The sequence below is a fragment of the Duganella sp. BJB476 genome (assembly GCF_003416895.1).
Lineage (GTDB): Bacteria > Pseudomonadota > Gammaproteobacteria > Burkholderiales > Burkholderiaceae_D > Rugamonas.
In genome coordinates this window covers 1375218-1392767 of the sequence record NZ_QVIO01000001.1, presented here as the reverse complement: position 1 = coordinate 1392767, position 17550 = coordinate 1375218, and the positions used below count along the sequence as shown (strand labels likewise).

General features: G+C 63.6%; 17 protein-coding genes. 8 read left to right on the top strand and 9 right to left on the bottom strand.

Annotated elements, in window-relative coordinates; all coding sequences use genetic code 11:
• From xdhC to D0T21_RS06100, 5 genes are all read left to right on the top strand, one after another.
• Window positions 1-1101, top strand: a complete 1101-nt coding sequence (xdhC, locus tag D0T21_RS06120; RefSeq protein WP_116989157.1) for a xanthine dehydrogenase accessory protein XdhC — start codon at window positions 1-3, stop codon at window positions 1099-1101.
• 246 nt (window positions 1102-1347) lie between these two features.
• Complete coding sequence (gene guaD, locus D0T21_RS06115; protein ID WP_116989385.1) at window positions 1348-2670, top strand: guanine deaminase; 1323 nt, start codon at window positions 1348-1350, stop codon at window positions 2668-2670.
• A gap of 4 nt (window positions 2671-2674) precedes the next feature.
• A complete protein-coding gene (locus D0T21_RS06110; protein ID WP_116989156.1) occupies window positions 2675-3403 on the top strand; it encodes a class II aldolase/adducin family protein in 729 nt (242 codons plus the stop codon).
• A 10-nt stretch (window positions 3404-3413) separates the two neighbouring features.
• Entirely contained in the window at window positions 3414-3602 is a 189-nt protein-coding gene (locus D0T21_RS06105; protein WP_116989155.1) for a 4-oxalocrotonate tautomerase, read from the top strand.
• A 49-nt stretch (window positions 3603-3651) separates the two neighbouring features.
• The gene (locus D0T21_RS06100; protein WP_116989154.1) at window positions 3652-4389 is read left to right on the top strand and encodes an ABC transporter substrate-binding protein; all 738 of its coding nucleotides are present in this window, start codon (window positions 3652-3654) and stop codon (window positions 4387-4389) included.
• Here D0T21_RS06100 and D0T21_RS06095 read toward each other — a convergent pair.
• Window positions 4386-5336 (bottom strand): NAD-dependent epimerase/dehydratase family protein, encoded by a 951-nt coding sequence (locus tag D0T21_RS06095; RefSeq protein WP_116989153.1) that lies wholly within the window; start codon window positions 5334-5336, stop codon window positions 4386-4388. The genes D0T21_RS06100 and D0T21_RS06095 overlap by 4 nt on opposite strands.
• A 95-nt stretch (window positions 5337-5431) precedes the next feature.
• Between D0T21_RS06095 and D0T21_RS06090 the strand changes: the two genes are divergently transcribed.
• The gene (locus tag D0T21_RS06090; RefSeq protein WP_116989152.1) at window positions 5432-6352 is read left to right on the top strand and encodes a LysR family transcriptional regulator; all 921 of its coding nucleotides are present in this window, start codon (window positions 5432-5434) and stop codon (window positions 6350-6352) included.
• A 29-nt stretch (window positions 6353-6381) separates the two neighbouring features.
• Entirely contained in the window at window positions 6382-8394 is a 2013-nt protein-coding gene (locus tag D0T21_RS06085) for a U32 family peptidase (protein WP_116989151.1), read from the top strand.
• On the opposite strand, the gene D0T21_RS06080 is transcribed toward D0T21_RS06085, so the two are convergent.
• Genes D0T21_RS06080 through gcl form a run of 6 tightly spaced genes read right to left on the bottom strand, consistent with a single transcriptional unit; the run spans window position 8310 to window position 15419 of the window.
• Entirely contained in the window at window positions 8310-9173 is an 864-nt protein-coding gene (locus D0T21_RS06080) for an urea transporter (RefSeq protein WP_116989150.1), read from the bottom strand. The two genes, D0T21_RS06085 and D0T21_RS06080, sit on opposite strands and share 85 nt — an antisense overlap.
• 32 nt (window positions 9174-9205) lie before the next feature.
• Window positions 9206-10645, bottom strand: a complete 1440-nt coding sequence (gene pyk, locus D0T21_RS06075) for a pyruvate kinase (protein ID WP_116989149.1) — start codon at window positions 10643-10645, stop codon at window positions 9206-9208.
• Window positions 10646-10659: 14 nt separating this feature from the next.
• Window positions 10660-11928 (bottom strand): glycerate kinase, encoded by a 1269-nt coding sequence (locus D0T21_RS06070; protein WP_116989148.1) that lies wholly within the window; start codon window positions 11926-11928, stop codon window positions 10660-10662.
• Window positions 11928-12887: a 2-hydroxy-3-oxopropionate reductase gene (locus D0T21_RS06065; protein WP_301546330.1), complete on the bottom strand. Its 960-nt coding sequence runs from the start codon at window positions 12885-12887 to the stop codon at window positions 11928-11930. Before D0T21_RS06065 ends, D0T21_RS06070 begins: the two co-directional genes overlap by 1 nt.
• On the bottom strand, window positions 12853-13632 hold the full coding sequence (gene hyi, locus D0T21_RS06060; protein WP_116989147.1) for a hydroxypyruvate isomerase: 780 nt from the start codon (window positions 13630-13632) through the stop codon (window positions 12853-12855). The genes D0T21_RS06065 and hyi overlap by 35 nt, the downstream gene beginning before the upstream one ends.
• An 11-nt stretch (window positions 13633-13643) precedes the next feature.
• Entirely contained in the window at window positions 13644-15419 is a 1776-nt protein-coding gene (gene gcl / locus D0T21_RS06055) for a glyoxylate carboligase (RefSeq protein WP_116989146.1), read from the bottom strand.
• A 129-nt stretch (window positions 15420-15548) separates the two neighbouring features.
• Here gcl and D0T21_RS06050 point away from each other — a divergent pair, with 129 nt between their 5' ends.
• Window positions 15549-16457: a LysR family transcriptional regulator gene (locus tag D0T21_RS06050; protein WP_116989145.1), complete on the top strand. Its 909-nt coding sequence runs from the start codon at window positions 15549-15551 to the stop codon at window positions 16455-16457.
• Here D0T21_RS06050 and D0T21_RS06045 read toward each other — a convergent pair.
• Complete coding sequence (locus D0T21_RS06045; protein ID WP_229211349.1) at window positions 16402-17079, bottom strand: PEP-CTERM sorting domain-containing protein; 678 nt, start codon at window positions 17077-17079, stop codon at window positions 16402-16404. The two genes, D0T21_RS06050 and D0T21_RS06045, sit on opposite strands and share 56 nt — an antisense overlap.
• A 12-nt stretch (window positions 17080-17091) precedes the next feature.
• Window positions 17092-17484 (bottom strand): hypothetical protein, encoded by a 393-nt coding sequence (locus D0T21_RS06040; RefSeq protein ID WP_116989143.1) that lies wholly within the window; start codon window positions 17482-17484, stop codon window positions 17092-17094.
• Window positions 17485-17550: the final 66 nt, after the last annotated feature.

Here is a 17550-nt window from a genome sequence, read left to right as displayed (position 1 = left end):
ATGTCCACGCCCTTCAACCTCAACGCACTGACGGCGGCGGCCAGCAAGGCCGTTCCGCGCGTGCTGGTCACGGTGGCGCAGGTCGCCGGCTCCGCGCCGCGCGAACCTGGCGCCAAGATGCTGATCACCCAGTATCACGCCTTCGACACCATCGGCGGCGGCCACCTTGAAATGGTCGCCACCGACATCGCCCGTGAAATGCTGGCCATGCCGGCCGGCGAACTGCGCGCCGAACGCCGGCTGGAACGTTTCCCGCTCGGCCCTAGCCTGGGCCAATGCTGCGGCGGCGTGGTCCACCTGGCTTTCGAACGCATCATGCCGGAAGCCGGAGAGCATTTCGGCGCCCTGGCTCGCCGCTGGCGCGATGGCCAGGACAGCTGGCGCATGGTGCCGCTGGATTGCATCGAGCCGGCCAGCATCTATGACGCCGCCGGCGCCCATTTGTGCGGCCCCGGTCCTACGGCGCTGGCGCGTCCGGGTCCCGGCATCGACTGCAAGGTGCGCATCGACGATCACGGCAAACGCTGGCTGATCGACTCCTGCCTGCCTTATCGTCCACGCCTGTACCTGTTCGGCGCGGGCCACGTAGGCGCCGCCATCGTGCGCGCCTTGTCCGAGCTGCCATGCCAGGTGGTGTGGGTCGACGAGCGTGACGATATGTTCCCCTCGGTCCTGCCGGCCAACGTGCGCGTCGAAGCGACCGATACGCCGGAAGCCGTGGTGGAAGAAGCGCCGGCCGGCGCCTCCTTCCTGGTGCTGACGCACAGCCATGCGCTGGACCAGCAGCTGTCCGAGCATATCCTGCGCCGCACCGACTTCACATGGTTCGGCCTGATCGGCTCCAAGACCAAGCGCGTGTCCTTCGAACGCCGTTTGCAGGAACGCGGCATCCCGGCCGCCCGCATGGCCGACATGACCTGCCCTATCGGCCTGCCCGGCATCCACGACAAGGCCCCGGCGGTGATCGCCGTCTCGGTCGCCGCGCAGTTGATGCAGGTGTGGGAAGCCGCCGCACTGGCCGTACCGGTGGAAATCGGTGCTAAAATGAGCGCATCTGCTCAAACCGTATTATCGGAAACGCAAACCACATGCACCAACTGATGTTCTTCCAACTGCCTGCAACTCGGGCGCACTCACTCTCCGGCAGCGCCGGGGCGGGAGCGCGCTATCGCCCCTCATTAGTCTAGCCAACCGCTAGCAACCCCGCCGGCAGTACGCCCAAGCACACATAACCGGTGTGGCGCCATGCGCCCGCCATCATCGCCGACGACCATGTCAGTCGCGTCGCGCATTCGCGCGCGTCAACTGGCGTCCGCAACACGGAACAAGGAACAAGGAATGAATATCATGGCAAGCATCATCACCCAAAGCGGCACTTTCCAGGCCTATCGCGCCAGCCTCCTGCACTTCAGCGACGATCCGGCATTCGCCACCAACGCCTGCTCCTGGCACGAAGACGGCCTGCTGATCGTCAACGACGGCAAGGTCCACCTGGCCGGCGATTTCAGCCAACTGATCGCCTTCCTGCCGCAAGGTACCCCTCTGCACGACTATCGCGGCAAGATCATCATGCCGGGCTTTATCGACACCCACGTGCACTATCCGCAAACGGACATGATCGCCTCGCCGGCGCCAGGCCTGCTGCCATGGCTGGAAAAGTACACCTTCCCGACCGAGCGCAAATTCTCCGATCCTGAGCACGCCGCCAACGTCGCCAGCTTCTTCCTCGACGAACTGACCCGCTGCGGCACCACCACCGCCATGGTCTACTGCACCGTGCATCCGCAATCGGTGGACGCCTTCTTCACTGAAAGCGAAAAGCGCAACCTGCGCATGGTCGCCGGCAAAGTGCTGATGGACCGTAACTGCCCGGACTTCCTGCAAGACACCGCCGAAAGTGGCGCGCGCGAAAGCGAAGAGCTGATCAAGAAGTGGCACAAGCGCGGCCGCCAGCTGTACGCGATCACCCCACGCTTCGCGCCGACTTCCACCGAAGAGCAGCTGGAATTGGCTGGCGCCCTGGCCAAAGCCTACCCGGACACCTTCCTGCAAACCCACGTCGCCGAGAACACCGACGAAGTGGCCTGGGTTAAATCGCTGTTCCCGAACGCCCGCAGCTACATGGACGTCTACGACCATTTCGGCATGATGCGCCCGCGCTCGATGTACGCGCACTGCATCTGGCTGGACAACACCGACCGCGCGCGCATGGGCGAGACGCAATCCGCCATCTCGATCTGCCCTACTTCCAACCTGTTCCTGGGCAGCGGCCTGTTCGACTTCGAACGCGCCGACGCTAACCGGGTACCGCTGTCGCTGGCCACCGACGTTGGCGGCGGCACCTCATTCTCGATGCTGCAGACGATGAACGAAGCCTACAAAGTGGCTCGCATGGGCGGCACCTACCTGCAGGCGATGCGCATGTTCTATCTCGCCACGCTGGGCGGCGCGCGCGCCATGCAGCTGGAAGGCACGATCGGCAATTTCGTGCCGGGCGCGGAAGCGGACTTCATCGTGCTCGATCCGAAAGCCACGCCGCTGCTGGCGCGCCGCACGGAGCGTACCGACTCGGTCGAGGAACTGCTGTTCGCCATCGCCATGCTGGGTGACGACCGTTCCATCTCCGCCACCTACGCCGCTGGTAAAGTGGTACACCAGCGCCAGGACTGAACGGATGAGCCCAAGCGAATGGCAGGCACGCGTCGATCTCGCCGCGTGCTATCACCTGTGCGCGCTGAACGGCTGGGATGACGTGATCTACACGCACATCTCGGCCGCCGTACCGGGCGAGGCGGAGCGCTACCTCATCAACCCGTTCGGGCTGCGTTTCGACGAAGTGTGCGCGTCGAACCTGGTGAAGGTGGACCGTGACGGCAACCCGGTCGACGCGGCGCAGTACGACATCAATCGTCCGGGGTTCATGCTGCACGCGGCGGTGCATGGCGCCCGCCACGATGTCGCCTGCGTCATGCATCTGCATAACGTGAACGGCATTGCGGTCGGCGCACAAAGCGAGGGGCTGCTGCCTCTGTCGGCGCACGCGCTGCGCTTTTACGGCGTGCTGGCCTATCACGACTATGAGGGACTGGCGATGACCGATGGCGAGCAGGCGCGCCTGCTGGAGCGGCTGGCCGACCACCCGGCCATGCTGCTGCGGAATCATGGATCGCTGGTCTGCGGCAGGACCATCGCCGAGGCCTTCGTGCTGATGGAGGCGCTGGACAAAGCCTGTGCGATCCAGCTGAAAGCCCAATCCGCCGGCGGCCGGCGCCATGTCCCGCCACACGAGATCTGCCTCAAGGCGCATCGGGAACTGCTGGGCGACGGCACGCCGGACGGCAAGCTGGAATGGCCCGCACTGCTGCGCAAACTGGACAAACTCAGTCCCAACTATCGCTCCTGAAGGAACCGCTATGCCAACTATCAACGTACAACTATTCGAAGGCCGCACGCTGGAGCAGAAGCGCGCGTTTGTCAAAGCCATCACCGAGGTCACCGTTCAAACGCTCGGCGCGTCGCCGGAATCGGTCGACATCATCATCCACGAGTGCAAACGAGAGAACTGGGCCACAGCCGGCAAGCTGTGGTCCGATCAGGAGTAATCGGGTACGATACAGCCAGCGCAACCGGCGCTGATCACCGTATAGCACCATGAAACGAAGAACTTTACTCAGCCTCGCCGCGGCACTCAGCTGCGGCACAGGTTTTGCGCGGGCGGCACAAGGCAAGGAACTGCGGGTCGTCACGACCCACTTGCCGCCGCTGGTCATGGAGAACGACGAGCAGCATCCGGGCGCGCTGCTTGAACTGCTGAGTGAACTGTGCAAGCGCGTGCAAATGCCTCTCAAGCTGGAGTTTGTGCCGTGGAAGCGCGCCTTGTTCCTGGCCACGTCGATGCCCGAGACGGCGATCTTCCCCGTCACGCGCCTGCTGGAACGCGAGACCAAATTCCGCTGGCTGGCGCCGATGTATGAGGAGCACTTCATGTTCCTGGCGGCGCGCAACGGCAAGTTCGACATCCTGCACCCGGAAGAGATGAAGGCCCGCCGCATCACGCTGCTGCGTGGAGCGGCGCAGGCGGCCATTCTGCAGGAACTGGGCTACCGGAATATCATCGAGGCCAGTTCCATCGAAGAGGTGCACCGCTATCTGCTCAAGGGAATGGCCGATGCGGCATTCGGCGAACAGCACATCATCCAGAGTTCGCTCATCAGCCGCTCGGCACAAAAAGACTTCCATCTCAGTGCGCCGGTACGGACCACCACTGCATGGCTGGCAGGTTCGCTGGACTTTGACGACGCCACCGTCCAGCTATTCCAGCAAACGAAGGCCGCCATGGATGCCGACGGCACCACCCGCCGCATCCTGGGCAAGTACAAGCTGGCTTAAAGGCTCCCCAGACCGGCCAGGGTCCGTTGCACCGCGACGTCAAGCGGGGTGCGAGGTTCGGCGCCGAGCACCTGCACCAGGCGCTTGTTCGACATGTGGACGGGCTGCTGCCACAGGTAGCGCATCTCGCGTAGTTCGCGGAACACCGTCACGAACGGCGAGGCCAATGCCATCAGCCACCACGGGAAGGCGCTGGCCTTCAGTTCCGGCTTGCGGGCCGCGCGCGCAATCGCCGCGACCATCTGGGTGCCATCGGCGTCCCAGTGTCCCTCCATCTGGAAGCGGGCGAAGGTGTCCAGCTGCGCTTCCTTCTCGACCAACCGCACCATCGTCTCGGCGACATCCGGCAGATAAGCCCATTGGTGCCCGACTCCCACGCTGCCCGGGTAGCTGATCGCGGTCAGCGGCTTGCCCGGCTTGATCAGGCCTTGCGCGAACCAGTTGTTGCCGGCCTTGGGACCGAAGAAATCGCCGGCCCGGACGATCAGCGTGCGCACGCCGTCGGCGGCCGCCGCTTGCAGGCGCGCTTCCAGCTCCACGCGGATCGCGCCTTTGCGGGTGACCGGCTGCTGTGGCGATTCTTCGTCGATGATCGGAAACGCGTCCGGGCCATAGTTGTACACGGTCCCCGGCAACAGGATGCGGGCGCCGCTGGCACGAGCGGCGGCGATGCTGTTGTCTATCATCGGCAGGACCAGTGCGCCCCAGTTGCGATAGCCGGGCGGATTGACGGCGTGGACGATCAGCTGGACACCGCGCGCGGCGTTCACCACGTTGTCGCGGTTCATCGCGTCGCCGGCCAGCCATTGCATGCCGTCGTTCGCCTTCGCGGCGCGCTGTGGTTCGCGGTGCAGTGCCTTCACATGCCAGCCGCGCGCCACCAGAAGACGTGCCACCTCGCCGCCGATGCCGCCCGTTGCGCCCAGTACCAGTGCTGTTTTTTCCATGATGTTCTCCGTTTGGTGAGTTGATGGAGCTAGTGTCGCCCAAACCGGGTTAAAAGAAAATTGCCGAAAACAGCATAGCCGCTATACAATTTCGTATGACTACCGCCGAACCAAACTGGGATCTATACCGTTCCTTCCTGTCCGTTCTGAAGGAAGGCTCATTGTCGGGCGCTGCCCGGACGCTGGCGTTGACCCAGCCGACCGTCGGCCGTCATATCGACGCGCTCGAGCAGGCGCTCGGGCTGGCGCTGTTCACTCGTTCCCAAACGGGCTTTATTCCGACCGAGGCGGCCTATGAGCTGGAACCGTACGCGGAGACGCTGGCCGCCACCTCATCGGCCCTGCTGCGCGCAGCTTCCAGCATGGGCCGCGACGGCGAGCAAGGCATCCATGGCACGGTGCGAATCACGGCCAGTGAAGTCGTCAGCGTCGAGGTGCTGCCGCCACTTCTGGCCAAGCTGTCGCGCAGCCATCCACGCATCCATGTCGAACTGGCCGTATCGAACAAGCTGGAAAACCTGCTGCGACGCGACGCCGACATCGCGGTGCGCATGACCAAGCCGGAGCATGACGCCCTGATCGCCCGCCGCATCGGCAATATCGAGCTGGGATTCTTCGCCCACCGCAGCTACCTGAAGCGGCGCGGCACGCCCCTGAAATGGGACGAACTGGCCAACCACACCCTGATCGGCGTCGATAGCGAAACCGCCTTCACCCGTGCCATGCGCACCAGGTTCAACGCCCCGCCGCACGAAGCGCATCAGCTCCGCTGCGACAACGACGTTGTCCAGCTGGCGGCAATCCGCGCCGGCGTCGGCATCGGCATTTGCCAGGTCGCGCTGGCACATGCCCACGGGTCGCTGGTCCGGGTCCTGCCCGACCAGCTATCCATCCAGCTCGACACCTGGCTCGCCATGCACGAAAACCTCCGCAACAACCCCGCCTGCAGCGCCGTCTTCAGCGCGCTGGCCGTCGGATTGTCGGCCTATATCGAGTCCCAGGGCAGCCTGCTATAATTTCCGGCGTCGATAGTCAGGAATCCATCATGTCACTGCTAGATCACCAACTCGAACTGCTGGCGCCAGCCAAAACCGCTGAGATAGGCCGCGAAGCCATATTGCACGGGGCCGACGCCGTCTACATCGGCGGGCCGGCATTTGGCGCCCGCCACAACGCCAGCAACACCATTGAGGATATCTCCGCCCTGGTGGATTTCGCGCACCGCTATCGCTCGCGCATCTTCGTCACGCTGAACACCATCCTGCACGACTCCGAGCTCGATGCGGCGCGCAAGCAGATCTGGCAGCTGTACAACGCCGGCGTCGACGCGCTGATCGTGCAGGACATGGGCCTGCTCGAAATGGACCTGCCGCCTATCCAGCTGCACGCCAGCACCCAGTGCGACATCCGTACCATGGAAAAGGCGCGCTTCCTGGGCGCGGTCGGTTTCTCCCAGCTGGTGCTGGCGCGCGAACTGACCATCGAACAAATCCGCAAGATCCGAGCCCAAGTCGACACGCCGCTGGAATACTTCATCCACGGCGCTCTGTGCGTGGCCTACTCCGGCCAGTGCTACATCTCGCACGCGGACAACGGTCGCAGCGCCAACCGCGGCGACTGCTCGCAAGCCTGCCGCCTGCCGTACACGCTCAGCGACGGCCAGGGCCGCGTGGTGGCCTACGAAAAGCACTTGCTGTCGATGAAGGACAATGACCAGAGCCGTAACCTGGAAGCGCTGGTGGATGCGGGTATCCGCTCCTTCAAGATCGAGGGGCGCTACAAGGATATGGGCTACGTGAAGAACATCACCGCCCACTACCGGCTGCTGCTGGACGAGATCATGGAGCGCCGCACCGAATTCACCCGCGCGGCGAGCGGCCACACCCGCATCCTGTTCACGCCGGACGTGGACAAGACCTTCCACCGCGGCCACACCGACTACTTCGCCAATGGCCGCACGGAGGAAATCGGCGCCTTTGATTCGCCCAAGTATGTGGGTGTTGAGCTGGGCGTGGTCGACCGCCTTGGCCTGGACTACTTCGACATCGTCACCAATGCGCCGATGGCCAATGGCGATGGCCTGAATTACATGCTCAAACGCGAAACGGTCGGCATCCAGGCCAACCGCGCCCAGAAGCTGGACGACGTCGACGACGGCCAGCTGTGGCGCGTATTCCCGAACGAGGACATGCGCACGCTGAGCGGCCTCAAACCCGGCACCACGGTGCTCCGCAACCGCGATCACCAGTGGGAAGCGACCCTGCAGAAGAAATCTTCCGAGCGCAAGGTGTCACTGCAAATGGAACTGAGCGAGCACGCCCACGGCCTGCGCCTGTCGCTGCGGGACGAGGATGGCATCTGCAGCAGCACCGACGCCACCTTGGCGCTGGAGCCGGCGCAGCAGGCGGCGCAAGCCGAGGCCTCCCTGCGCGCCCACTTGGGAAAATTGGGCAGCACGATGTTCGAAGCGGACGGCATCGAGTTGAAGCTTTCGCAGCCATGGTTCGTGCCGGCCGGCGTCATTAACGGCCTGCGCCGCGACGCCATCGCAGCACATGAGGCGGCGCGCCTGGCGGCTTGGGAGCGCCCTGCGCGCAAGAAGCCTGCGCAGCCCCGCGCCGTTTATCCGGACACACAGCTGAGCTATCTTGCCAATGTCTACAACGAGAAGGCGCGCGCTTTCTATCACAATCACGGCGTGCAGCTGATCGCCGCCGCCTACGAATCGCACGAGGAAGCGGGCGAAGTGCCGCTGATGATCACCAAGCACTGCCTGCGCTTCTCGTTCAACCTCTGCCCGAAGCAGGCCAAGGGCGTGCAAGGCGTTCAGGGGCAGGTGCGCGCGGAGCCCATGACATTGGTGAGCGGCGACGAGACCTACACCCTGCGCTTCGATTGCAAACCCTGCGAGATGCACGTGGTCGGCGCCATGAAGCCAGGCATCCTGAACTCTCCTCCGCCGTCGAACGTCCCCTACTCGCCGCTGACCTTCCACCGCCAACGCCCGCGCGCCGGCAGCAGCACCCAGGTCGCCAGCACAAACGGGGCGGTAAAGTAGGACAGGCCGGCCGCACCTAGCGCGAGGCAGAGCAGGATGCTCAACACGGGTCCCAGTAGGCGCTGGGACCGGGAGCGTTCGAAAGTGGCCAGCGCCAGCGCGGTCAACGCGCTGTTGATGCCCATGCCGGTGGCCTGGCTGCTGACGATGGGCCAGTTCAGCATCCATGCAGCGCTGCTCGCGACGCACCAGGCCAGAACGGCGCCATACAGCATCCACATGGCCAACTGCCAGTGGCGGCGGGCCAGCGCGGCCCACACCAACATGCCAAGTGCGGCCGGACCGACGAAGCTGACCTGACCCAGCGTGCAAAACAGGAAGCTTGATGGAGCCAGGCCGCAGGCTGCATCGGCAATGGCAGCGACTTGCGCCATCGATCGCAAACCCAGTAACGGCGCGCAGGCATCGGTCAGCCACATCGCGGCCACGAACAGGGAAGTCAGCACAGGGATGCCGGCACGTTGTGCAACGCGGCTGAGCAAGGCGGTCAACACGGCCATGACGGCAATCCAGGCCAGCAGCGCGGAACTGAACTGGTAGCCGGCACACAGGCCAACCCCGCTCAGCGCGGCGTTGAAGCTGTACAGGCCCTGGCGGCGGTCGTCATCGGGGAAAGCCAGCGCCCAAGCCGTCGCCGATGCGACGCAGGCGCCAACCAGACAGCCCAGCGCCAACACAGGCTGGGTCAGATACAGGCAAAGCAGGAGGACCGTGCCGAAGATCGGCGAGTCCTGAAGATAGATCTGCGCTATCGCCGTCAACTGGCGTTGCAGCACCATGGGCACTGCAACGCGAGAAGCCGACGATAAAATCACGCTGCCGCCGGCTCGTCGTCCGGCCAGATCTGCGCGATACGCAGCAAGTTGGTGCTGCCTGGCTGCCCGAATGGCACGCCCGCCGTGATCGCGATCTGGTCGCCGGGCTTGCCGAAACCTTCCCGCAGCGCGGCCTGGCAAGCCGCAGCCACCATGCGATCCACATTGCGCACATCAGGGCTCACCGTCGAATGCACACCCCACGCCAGCGCCAGGCGACGGGCCGTCGCCAGGTTCGGGGTGATGCTCAGGATAGGCGCCATCGGCCGCTCGCGCGCCGCGCGCAGGCTGGTGTGGCCGGAGCTGGTGTAGGTCACCGTCGCCACAGCACCCACGATCTGCGTTACATCGCGCAACGCCGAGCAAATCGCGTCGCCGCTGTTCGGCATTGGCGCCTGGTTCTGGGCATCGATCATCTGACGATACAGCGGATCCTTCTCCACTTCACAGATGATGCGGTTCATCATGGACACCGCTTCCGTCGGATAGCTGCCGCTGGCCGATTCGGCCGACAGCATCACCGCATCGGCGCCGTCATAGATCGCACTGGCGACGTCCGAAGCTTCCGCCCGCGTCGGCACCGGCGCCGAAATCATCGACTCCAGCATCTGCGTGGCGATCACAATCGGCTTGCCTTGCAGGCGGCAGGCGCGCAGGATGCGCTTCTGCACGCCCGGCACACGCTCCGGCGGCACTTCCACGCCAAGATCGCCGCGCGCCACCATGATCGCGTCGGAAACGGCGACGATGGCATCGAGTGCGTCCAACGCCGCCGGCTTCTCCAGCTTCGCCAACAGCGATGCGCGGTTGCCGACGATGGCGCGAGCCTGCACCAGATCTTCCGGACGCTGCACAAACGACAGCGCAATCCAGTCCGCGCCCATTTCCAGCGCAAAGTCCAGGTCGCGCAGGTCCTTCTCGGTCAGCGCCGGGATAGGCAGCACCACGTCCGGAACATTGACGCCCTTGCGGTCCGACAGCACGCCGCCGTTGACGACGCGGGTGCGGATAACGCGGCCTTCATTGCCCAGGACCGCCAGTCGCAGCTTGCCGTCATCCAGCAGCAGCGATTGGCCGGCGCCGATCACTTCGAACAGCTCCGGGTGCGGCAGGCATACGCGCTGCGCAGTGCCAGGCGCCGTATCGCGGTCGAGCGCAAACTCCTGCCCCGCCACCAGCGTCACTTTGCCTTCGGCGAACTGGCCTACGCGCAGCTTGGGCCCCTGCAGATCGGCCAGGATGGCGATCGGCCGGCCGACGCTGCGTTCGATTTCGCGCACGATGTTGCAGCGCGCCTGATGGTCCTGATGGGTGCCGTGGCTGAAGTTAAAGCGGAACACATCGGCGCCCGCTTCAAACAATGCCTGGATGGCTTCCTTGCTGCTGCTGGCCGGGCCGAGCGTGGCCACGATTTTGGCCTGACGTTGACGTCGCATTGGGTATTCCTTTTTTACAGAATTAAAACGGCGCGGAAGTCGTTGACGTTGGTGCGGGTTGGACCGCTGACCACCAGGTCATTCAACGCACTGAAGTAGCCGTAGCCGTCATTGTTTTCCAGCAGAGTCTTGGCCCGCAGCTTTTGCGTCAGGCCGCGTTCCAGCGAATCCGGTCCATACAGCGCGCCGGCGTTGTCCTCGGAACCGTCGATGCCGTCGGTATCGCAGGCCACCGCGTGGATGCCGGGATGGCCGTCCAGCGCCACCGCAAGGCTGAGCAGGAACTCGGCATTCCGGCCGCCGCGTCCCGAACCGCGCACCGTGACCGTGGTCTCGCCGCCGGAAATGATGACGCAAGGACGCTGGAACGGCTGGCCGCGCGCCGCCACCTGCCGGGCCATCGCCGCGTGGACGATGGCGACATCACGCGATTCGCCTTCAATGCCGTCGGACAGGATGTAAGGCGTGATGCCCACAGCATGCGCATGCGCTGCCGCTGCCTCCAGCGCGTCCTGCGCAATGGCGATGACGTGATGGCTGTTACGGGCGAAGCGTGGATCACCCGGCTTCGGCGTTTCGCCGGCGCCGGATTCGAGATGCTCGCGGATGCTGTCCGGGATAGCGATGTCATACTTACGCAGCACCGCCAGCGCATCGGCGCAGGTGGTTGGGTCGGGCAGCGTCGGGCCGCTGGCGATGATGCCGGGATCGTCGCCAGGGACGTCCGAAATCAGCAGCGTCACCACGCGGGCCGGCGCGCAAGCCAGCGCCAGTCGGCCGCCCTTGATGGCCGACAGATGCTTGCGCACGCAGTTCATCTCGGAGATCGCGGCGCCGCTCTTCAGCAAGGCCTTGTTCAGCGCCTGCTTCTGCTCCAGCGTGATGCCGGGCGCCGGCAATGCCAGCAGCGAGGAACCGCCGCCGGAGATCAGGCACAGCACCAGATCGTTTTCGCTCAGGCCCTTTACCATGTCCATCATGCGGCCGGCGGCGGCAAGTCCCGCTTCGTCCGGCACCGGATGGGCGGCCTCGATCACTTCGATGCGCTCGCAGTCCACGCCATGCTCGTAGCGCGTGACGACCAGCCCGGAGATGTCACCTTTCCAGTGACGTTCGACGGCGCGCGCCATCGCGGCGGCGCCCTTGCCTGCGCCGATCACCAGCGTGCGGCCATTCTTCGGCGGCTCCGGCAGGTACGCCGGCAGGCACTTCTCGGCACTGACAGCGTCCACCGCGCTGCCATACAGATCGAGCAGGAATTGGCGTGGATTCAGGGTACTCATTACGCCTCGGCGATCTGGTGGTTAGACATGATTTCAATCGCGCGGCACAGTGCCGAGTGGTCCATGCCGCCCAGGCCATTGGCCGCGCAGGCATTCATCAGTTCCTGCGCCATCGCGGTATTCGGCAGCGACACGCCCATCGCCTTGGCGCCTTGCAGTGCCAGGTTCAAGTCCTTCTGGTGCAGTTCAATGCGGAAGCCCGGATTGAAGGTGCGCTTGACCATGCGCTCGCCGTGTACTTCCAGGATACGCGAGTTGGCGAAGCCGCCCATCAGCGCCGAGCGGACCTTGGCTGGATCGGCGCCGGCCTTGGATGCGAACAGCAGCGCCTCGGCCACGGCCTGGATGTTCAACGCCACGATGATCTGGTTGGCGACCTTGGTGGTCTGGCCGTCGCCGTTGCCGCCGACCAGGGTGATGTTCTTGCCCATCAATTCAAACAGCGGCTTGACGATTTCGAACGCCGCTTCCGAGCCGCCGACCATGATCGTCAGCGAACCGGCCTTGGCGCCGACTTCGCCACCGGACACCGGCGCATCCAGGTATTCGCAACCGAGCGCATTGATCTTCTTGGCGAATTTCTTGGTTTCGATCGGCGAGATTGAGCTCATGTCGACCACGATGGTGTTTGGACGCAGGCCCTTGGCCACGCCTTCTTCGCCGAACAGCGCCGCTTCAACGTGCGGCGTATCGGGCACCATGACGATGATGATGTCGGCACGCGCAGCCACTTCGGCGGCCGAGGTGCAGACCGTCGCACCGGCTTCGATCAGCGGGAACGGCGGGTTCTTGATGTCGTGCAGGTACAGTTTGTGACCACCGTTCAGCAGGTGCTGCGCCATCGGTGCGCCCATGATACCCAGACCAATAAATCCAACTCGAGACATGATATTTTCCTTGTAAAGTTTTGGTTTAGACGCCGAATTAAACGCCGTGCGCGGCGCGCCAGCCCAGGCCAGCTTCGGTGCTGGTACGCGGCTTGTATTCGCAACCGATCCAGCCGTCGTAGCCCGAGGCGTCCAACTGTTCGAACAGGTAGCGGTAGTTGATTTCTCCGGTGCCCGGTTCGTTGCGGCCGGGGTTATCCGCCAACTGCACGTGGCCGATCAGCGACAGGTGCTTCTTGATGGTGTTCGTCAGTTCACCTTCCATGCGCTGCATGTGATAGATGTCGTACTGGATGAACAGGTTGTCCGAGCCGGTGGCGACGATCAGCGACGCCGCCTGTGCCGTATTGGTCAGGAAGAAGCCGGGTATGTCGTAGCTGTTGATCGGTTCAATCAGCAGGCGGATGCCCTCGTCCTTCAGCGCCGCGGCGGCGAAGCGCAGGTTGTCCACCAGCGTGACCTGTGCGTCCTGGCGCGTCACGCCCTGCGGCGTGATGCCAACCAGGCAGTTCACCTGCTTGACGCCCAGTTCCTTGGCGTAGGCGATGGCGGTCCAGACGCCATCGCGGAATTCCGCAACGCGGTCCGGGTGGCAGGCGATACCACGTTCACCGGCCTCCCAGTTACCGGCTGGCAGATTATGGAGCACCAGTTCCAGCTGGTTGGCCTTCAGGCGCTCGGACAGGTCGCGGGCGCTGTAGGCATACGGGAACAGGAACTCCACCGCCTGGAAGCCGGCGCGGGCCGCCGCCTCGAAGCGCTCGATGAAGGGCACTTCGGTGAACAGCATGGTCAGGTTGGCTGCAAGTTTGGTCATGACGTTTCCTCTCAGTCCAGCAGGGAGATTGCGGTTGGTGCGTCGGTGCCGCGCAGCGCCAGCTCTTCGAACTCGTTGACTTTATCGAGATCGGTGCCCATGGCGATATTGGTCACGCGCTCCAGGATGATTTCCACCACCACCGGCACCTTGAACTCTTCCATCCACTTGTGGGCTTGCTCAAAAGCGGCCGGCAGGTCGTCTGCATTCATAACGCGAATCGCCTTGCAACCCAGGCCTTCAACCACTGCGACGTGATCGACACCGTAGCCGTTCAGCTCAGGAGCGTTGATGTTCTCGAACGCCAGCTGGACGCAGTAATCCATGTCGAAGCCGCGCTGGGATTGACGGATCAGGCCCAGGTAGGAGTTGTTGACCACAACGTGCAGGTAAGGCAGCTTGAATTGCGCGCCCACGGCCAGTTCTTCGATCATGAACTGGAAGTCGTAGTCGCCCGAAATCGCGACCACTTTGCGCTGCGGATCGGCGGCGACCACACCCAGCGCTGCCGATATGGTCCAGCCCAGCGGGCCGGCCTGGCCGCAGTTGATCCAGTGCCGTGCGTTGTACACGTGCAGGAACTGCGCGGCAGCGATCTGCGACAGGCCGATGGTGCTGACGTAGCAGGTATTGCGGTCGAAAGCCTTGTTCATTTCTTCGTACACGCGCTGCGGCTTGACCGGCACTTGTTCGAAGTGGGTCTTGCGCTGCATGGTACGCTTGCGTTCCTGGCACTGCGATACCCATGCCGAACGGTTTTTCAGCTTGCCTGCGGCTTTCCACTCGGTGGCGACTTCGATCATCAGCTTCAGCGCGGCGCCGGCGTCGGAGACGATGCCGAAGTCTGGACCGAAGACGCGGCCGATTTGGGTTGGTTCGATGTCGATGTGGACAAACTTGCGGTCCTTGGTGTACACCTCGATGGTGCCGGTGTGGCGGTTGGCCCAGCGGTTACCGATACCGAACACGAAGTCCGATGCCAGCACGGTGGCGTTACCATAGCGATGGCTGGTTTGCAGACCGGCCATGCCGACCATCAGCGGGTGATCGTCAGGGATGCAGCCCCAGGCCATCAGGGTCGGGATCACTGGAATGCCGGTCAGTTCGGCGAATTGCACCAGCAGTTCGGATGCGTCGGCGTTGATTACGCCGCCGCCTGGGGTCAGGATCGGGTTCTCGGCGTCGTTCAGCATCGTCAGCGCTTTTTCGATCTGGGCGCGGGTGGCTTTAGGCTTGTAGGCTTCCAGCGGCTGGTAGGTGTCCGGGTCGAATTCGATTTCGGCCATCTGCACGTCGAACGGCAGGTCGACCAGTACCGGGCCTGGACGGCCGGAGCGCATGATGTGGAAGGCCTGCTGGAACACCATCGGCACCAGCGCCGGCTCACGCACGGTCACGGCCCACTTGGTCACCGGCTTGGCGATCGATTCGATATCGACTGCCTGGAAGTCCTCTTTGTACAGGCGGGCACGCGGTGCCTGGCCGGTGATGCAGAGGATAGGTATGGAATCTGCTTGGGCCGAATACAGGCCGGTGATCATGTCGGTGCCTGCCGGGCCGGAGGTGCCGATGCAGACGCCGATGTTGCCGGCCTTGGCGCGGGTGTAGCCCTCGGCCATGTGCGAAGCGCCTTCGACGTGACGCGCCAGTATGTGCTTGGCGCTACCCTGCTTCTTCAACGCCGCGTAGAATGGGTTGATCGCGGCGCCCGGAACTCCGAACACTTGATTCACGCCCTCTTTTTCCAAAACGATTGCTGCTGCCTGCGCTGCTGTCATCCGTGCCATGATTGTCCCCTGAGGTTAAGTACTGAATTGATGGGATCATCGTAGCGGGAAAGATCGGCCGTGATAAGAAGACAAACTCTCGCTTTATTCGATACTCAAAATACGGAATAAGTGTGGAATAATCTGCGTATGGATAAATTGACGCAAATCGAGGCCTTCGTCGACGTGGCCGAAAAGGGCAGCCTGGTACGCGCGGCGATGGGCCAGCACATCACGCCCGTCATGCTGGGCAGGCGTATCGACGCGCTGGAAAAGCGCCTGGGCGTGAAGCTGATGCACCGCACCACCCGCCACCTGACGCTGACCGAACAAGGCACGCTCTATCTGGACCATTGCCGCAAATTGCTCGCGGATCTGGGTCATGCGGACCGCATGGTGTCCGAGGGGCGGCATCGCGCCACCGGCCACCTGATCGTCTCGGCGCCGGCCGCCTTCGGCCGCAAGCACGTGGCGCCCCATGCCGCGGGCTTTGTGCGCGCGCATCCGGACGTGCAGATATCGTTCAACCTGACCGACCGCGTGGTGGATCTGGTGCGGGATGGTTATGACGTCGGCATCCGCATTGGTGGCGTGATCGATCCGAGCTTCGTCGCCGTCAAGCTGGCCAGCAACCGGCGCGTGGTATGCGGCACACCGGAATACTTCGAGCGCCATGGAATTCCACGCACGCTGGACGATCTGTCGCAGCACAACTGCCTGGCCTTCAACCTGCAAGGCGGCCAGCAGCGCGGCTGGTATTTCCAGGATGGTGGCAAGCAGGTGACGGTGCGGGCGGATGGGAATTTGAACTGCAACGACGGCGAACTGCTGCATCGTTGGGCTACCGAGGGTTTGGGGCTGGCGTGGCGCTCATCGTGGGAGATCCAGTCGCAACTGGCGTCGGGAGAGCTGATTACGGTGCTGGACGATTACGCGCTGCCGCAGTATGACATCGTGGCCGTCTATCCGCAGCAGCGGCACTTGCCGGCCAAGGTGCGCTTCTTCATCGACATGCTGAAGGAGATCTACGCGCGGCCGGATTACTGGCTGACGAGTTAATCTTCTTGGCCAGTAGCGCCAGGCCTGCGACCAGCATCAGGTAGCTGGCCGGCTCCGGCACCGGCAGCGGTGGCGGATCAGCCGGGGTGACCGGCAGCACGACCGGCTCGTCATCTGTCGCCCACGCCCCTATCGCCTGGAACTCGGCGAGCGAATAATGATTGTCGCCGCTGGCGGAAATACGGAACGCGCGAGCCACTACCGGCGCCGCCAGCGGACCGCCGTACAGGTTTTGTCCAGCGGGATTGTCATCCATATCGACGGCCGTCAAGCCTTGCCAGACATGGTCCCGGTCGAGGAACTCGATATGGTAGTCGTCATTGCTATCGGCCTCCAGCACCAGCTGGTTGACCAGCGCAGCATGGGCCAGCGTGATGACCACGCCGCTCCCCGTGCCGGACCAGTACACCGAATCGAAATTCCACTGCTGGCCGATCGGATTGAATGCGCCATCGGTGACGCTGTCGAGCCGCGCCATGCCACCGCCCCACACCGCGCCGGCCGAGTCGCCGATACCGGGGCCGTACGTGCTGACATCGGCGAGATAGGCCACATTGTCGTCGGCGCTGGCCGCGCAGGAGAACATCACTGAAACCAATACAGCGGCGGTAAAAATCCTCATCCCGGCTCCAAATTAGCGCAGCGCGACCAGATGCCGCTGACGGCGCATCTCGTCGTCCAACTGCATGGTTTGATATGCTGCCTGCAGCGTTCCAGCGTCCAGCCCTATGCTCTTGCGTACCAAGGGATGCGGCAAATCGGCCCAAGGGCTACGCTGCAACGGCGTTACCGCCGAAGCCGCGGGCACATTGACCGCAGCAGGAGCGACGGCGCCGCTATTGATCGCGACACCCACTGCGCCGTCATCGCTGACATCCGGCCGGCTCTCCGGCGGACAATCTGCATCGGTCAACAACACCTTGCCGTCCGCCGAAACGCAGCGATTGATACCGGCGCTGGCGTAAACCGTACTGGCGACTAATCCTACACATAACAACAACTGTGACACTCTGAGTGCGGCGTTCATGATCAATATCCCTTTAATAAGTATATTGATCTTCTCGCAAGCTTAGTTTTTTTTCTGTACGGCCTC

Coding starts and splice junctions, on each gene's coding strand:
- xdhC (WP_116989157.1), top strand. CDS start 1: ATGTCCACGCCCTTCAACCTCAACGCACTGACGGCGGCGGCCAGCAAG.
- guaD (WP_116989385.1), top strand. CDS start 1,348: ATGGCAAGCATCATCACCCAAAGCGGCACTTTCCAGGCCTATCGCGCC.
- D0T21_RS06110 (WP_116989156.1), top strand. CDS start 2,675: ATGAGCCCAAGCGAATGGCAGGCACGCGTCGATCTCGCCGCGTGCTAT.
- D0T21_RS06105 (WP_116989155.1), top strand. CDS start 3,414: ATGCCAACTATCAACGTACAACTATTCGAAGGCCGCACGCTGGAGCAG.
- D0T21_RS06100 (WP_116989154.1), top strand. CDS start 3,652: ATGAAACGAAGAACTTTACTCAGCCTCGCCGCGGCACTCAGCTGCGGC.
- D0T21_RS06095 (WP_116989153.1), bottom strand. CDS start 5,336: ATGGAAAAAACAGCACTGGTACTGGGCGCAACGGGCGGCATCGGCGGC.
- D0T21_RS06090 (WP_116989152.1), top strand. CDS start 5,432: ATGACTACCGCCGAACCAAACTGGGATCTATACCGTTCCTTCCTGTCC.
- D0T21_RS06085 (WP_116989151.1), top strand. CDS start 6,382: ATGTCACTGCTAGATCACCAACTCGAACTGCTGGCGCCAGCCAAAACC.
- D0T21_RS06080 (WP_116989150.1), bottom strand. CDS start 9,173: ATGGTGCTGCAACGCCAGTTGACGGCGATAGCGCAGATCTATCTTCAG.
- pyk (WP_116989149.1), bottom strand. CDS start 10,645: ATGCGACGTCAACGTCAGGCCAAAATCGTGGCCACGCTCGGCCCGGCC.
- D0T21_RS06070 (WP_116989148.1), bottom strand. CDS start 11,928: ATGAGTACCCTGAATCCACGCCAATTCCTGCTCGATCTGTATGGCAGC.
- hyi (WP_116989147.1), bottom strand. CDS start 13,632: ATGACCAAACTTGCAGCCAACCTGACCATGCTGTTCACCGAAGTGCCC.
- gcl (WP_116989146.1), bottom strand. CDS start 15,419: ATGGCACGGATGACAGCAGCGCAGGCAGCAGCAATCGTTTTGGAAAAA.
- D0T21_RS06050 (WP_116989145.1), top strand. CDS start 15,549: ATGGATAAATTGACGCAAATCGAGGCCTTCGTCGACGTGGCCGAAAAG.
- D0T21_RS06045 (WP_229211349.1), bottom strand. CDS start 17,079: ATGAGGATTTTTACCGCCGCTGTATTGGTTTCAGTGATGTTCTCCTGC.
- D0T21_RS06040 (WP_116989143.1), bottom strand. CDS start 17,484: ATGAACGCCGCACTCAGAGTGTCACAGTTGTTGTTATGTGTAGGATTA.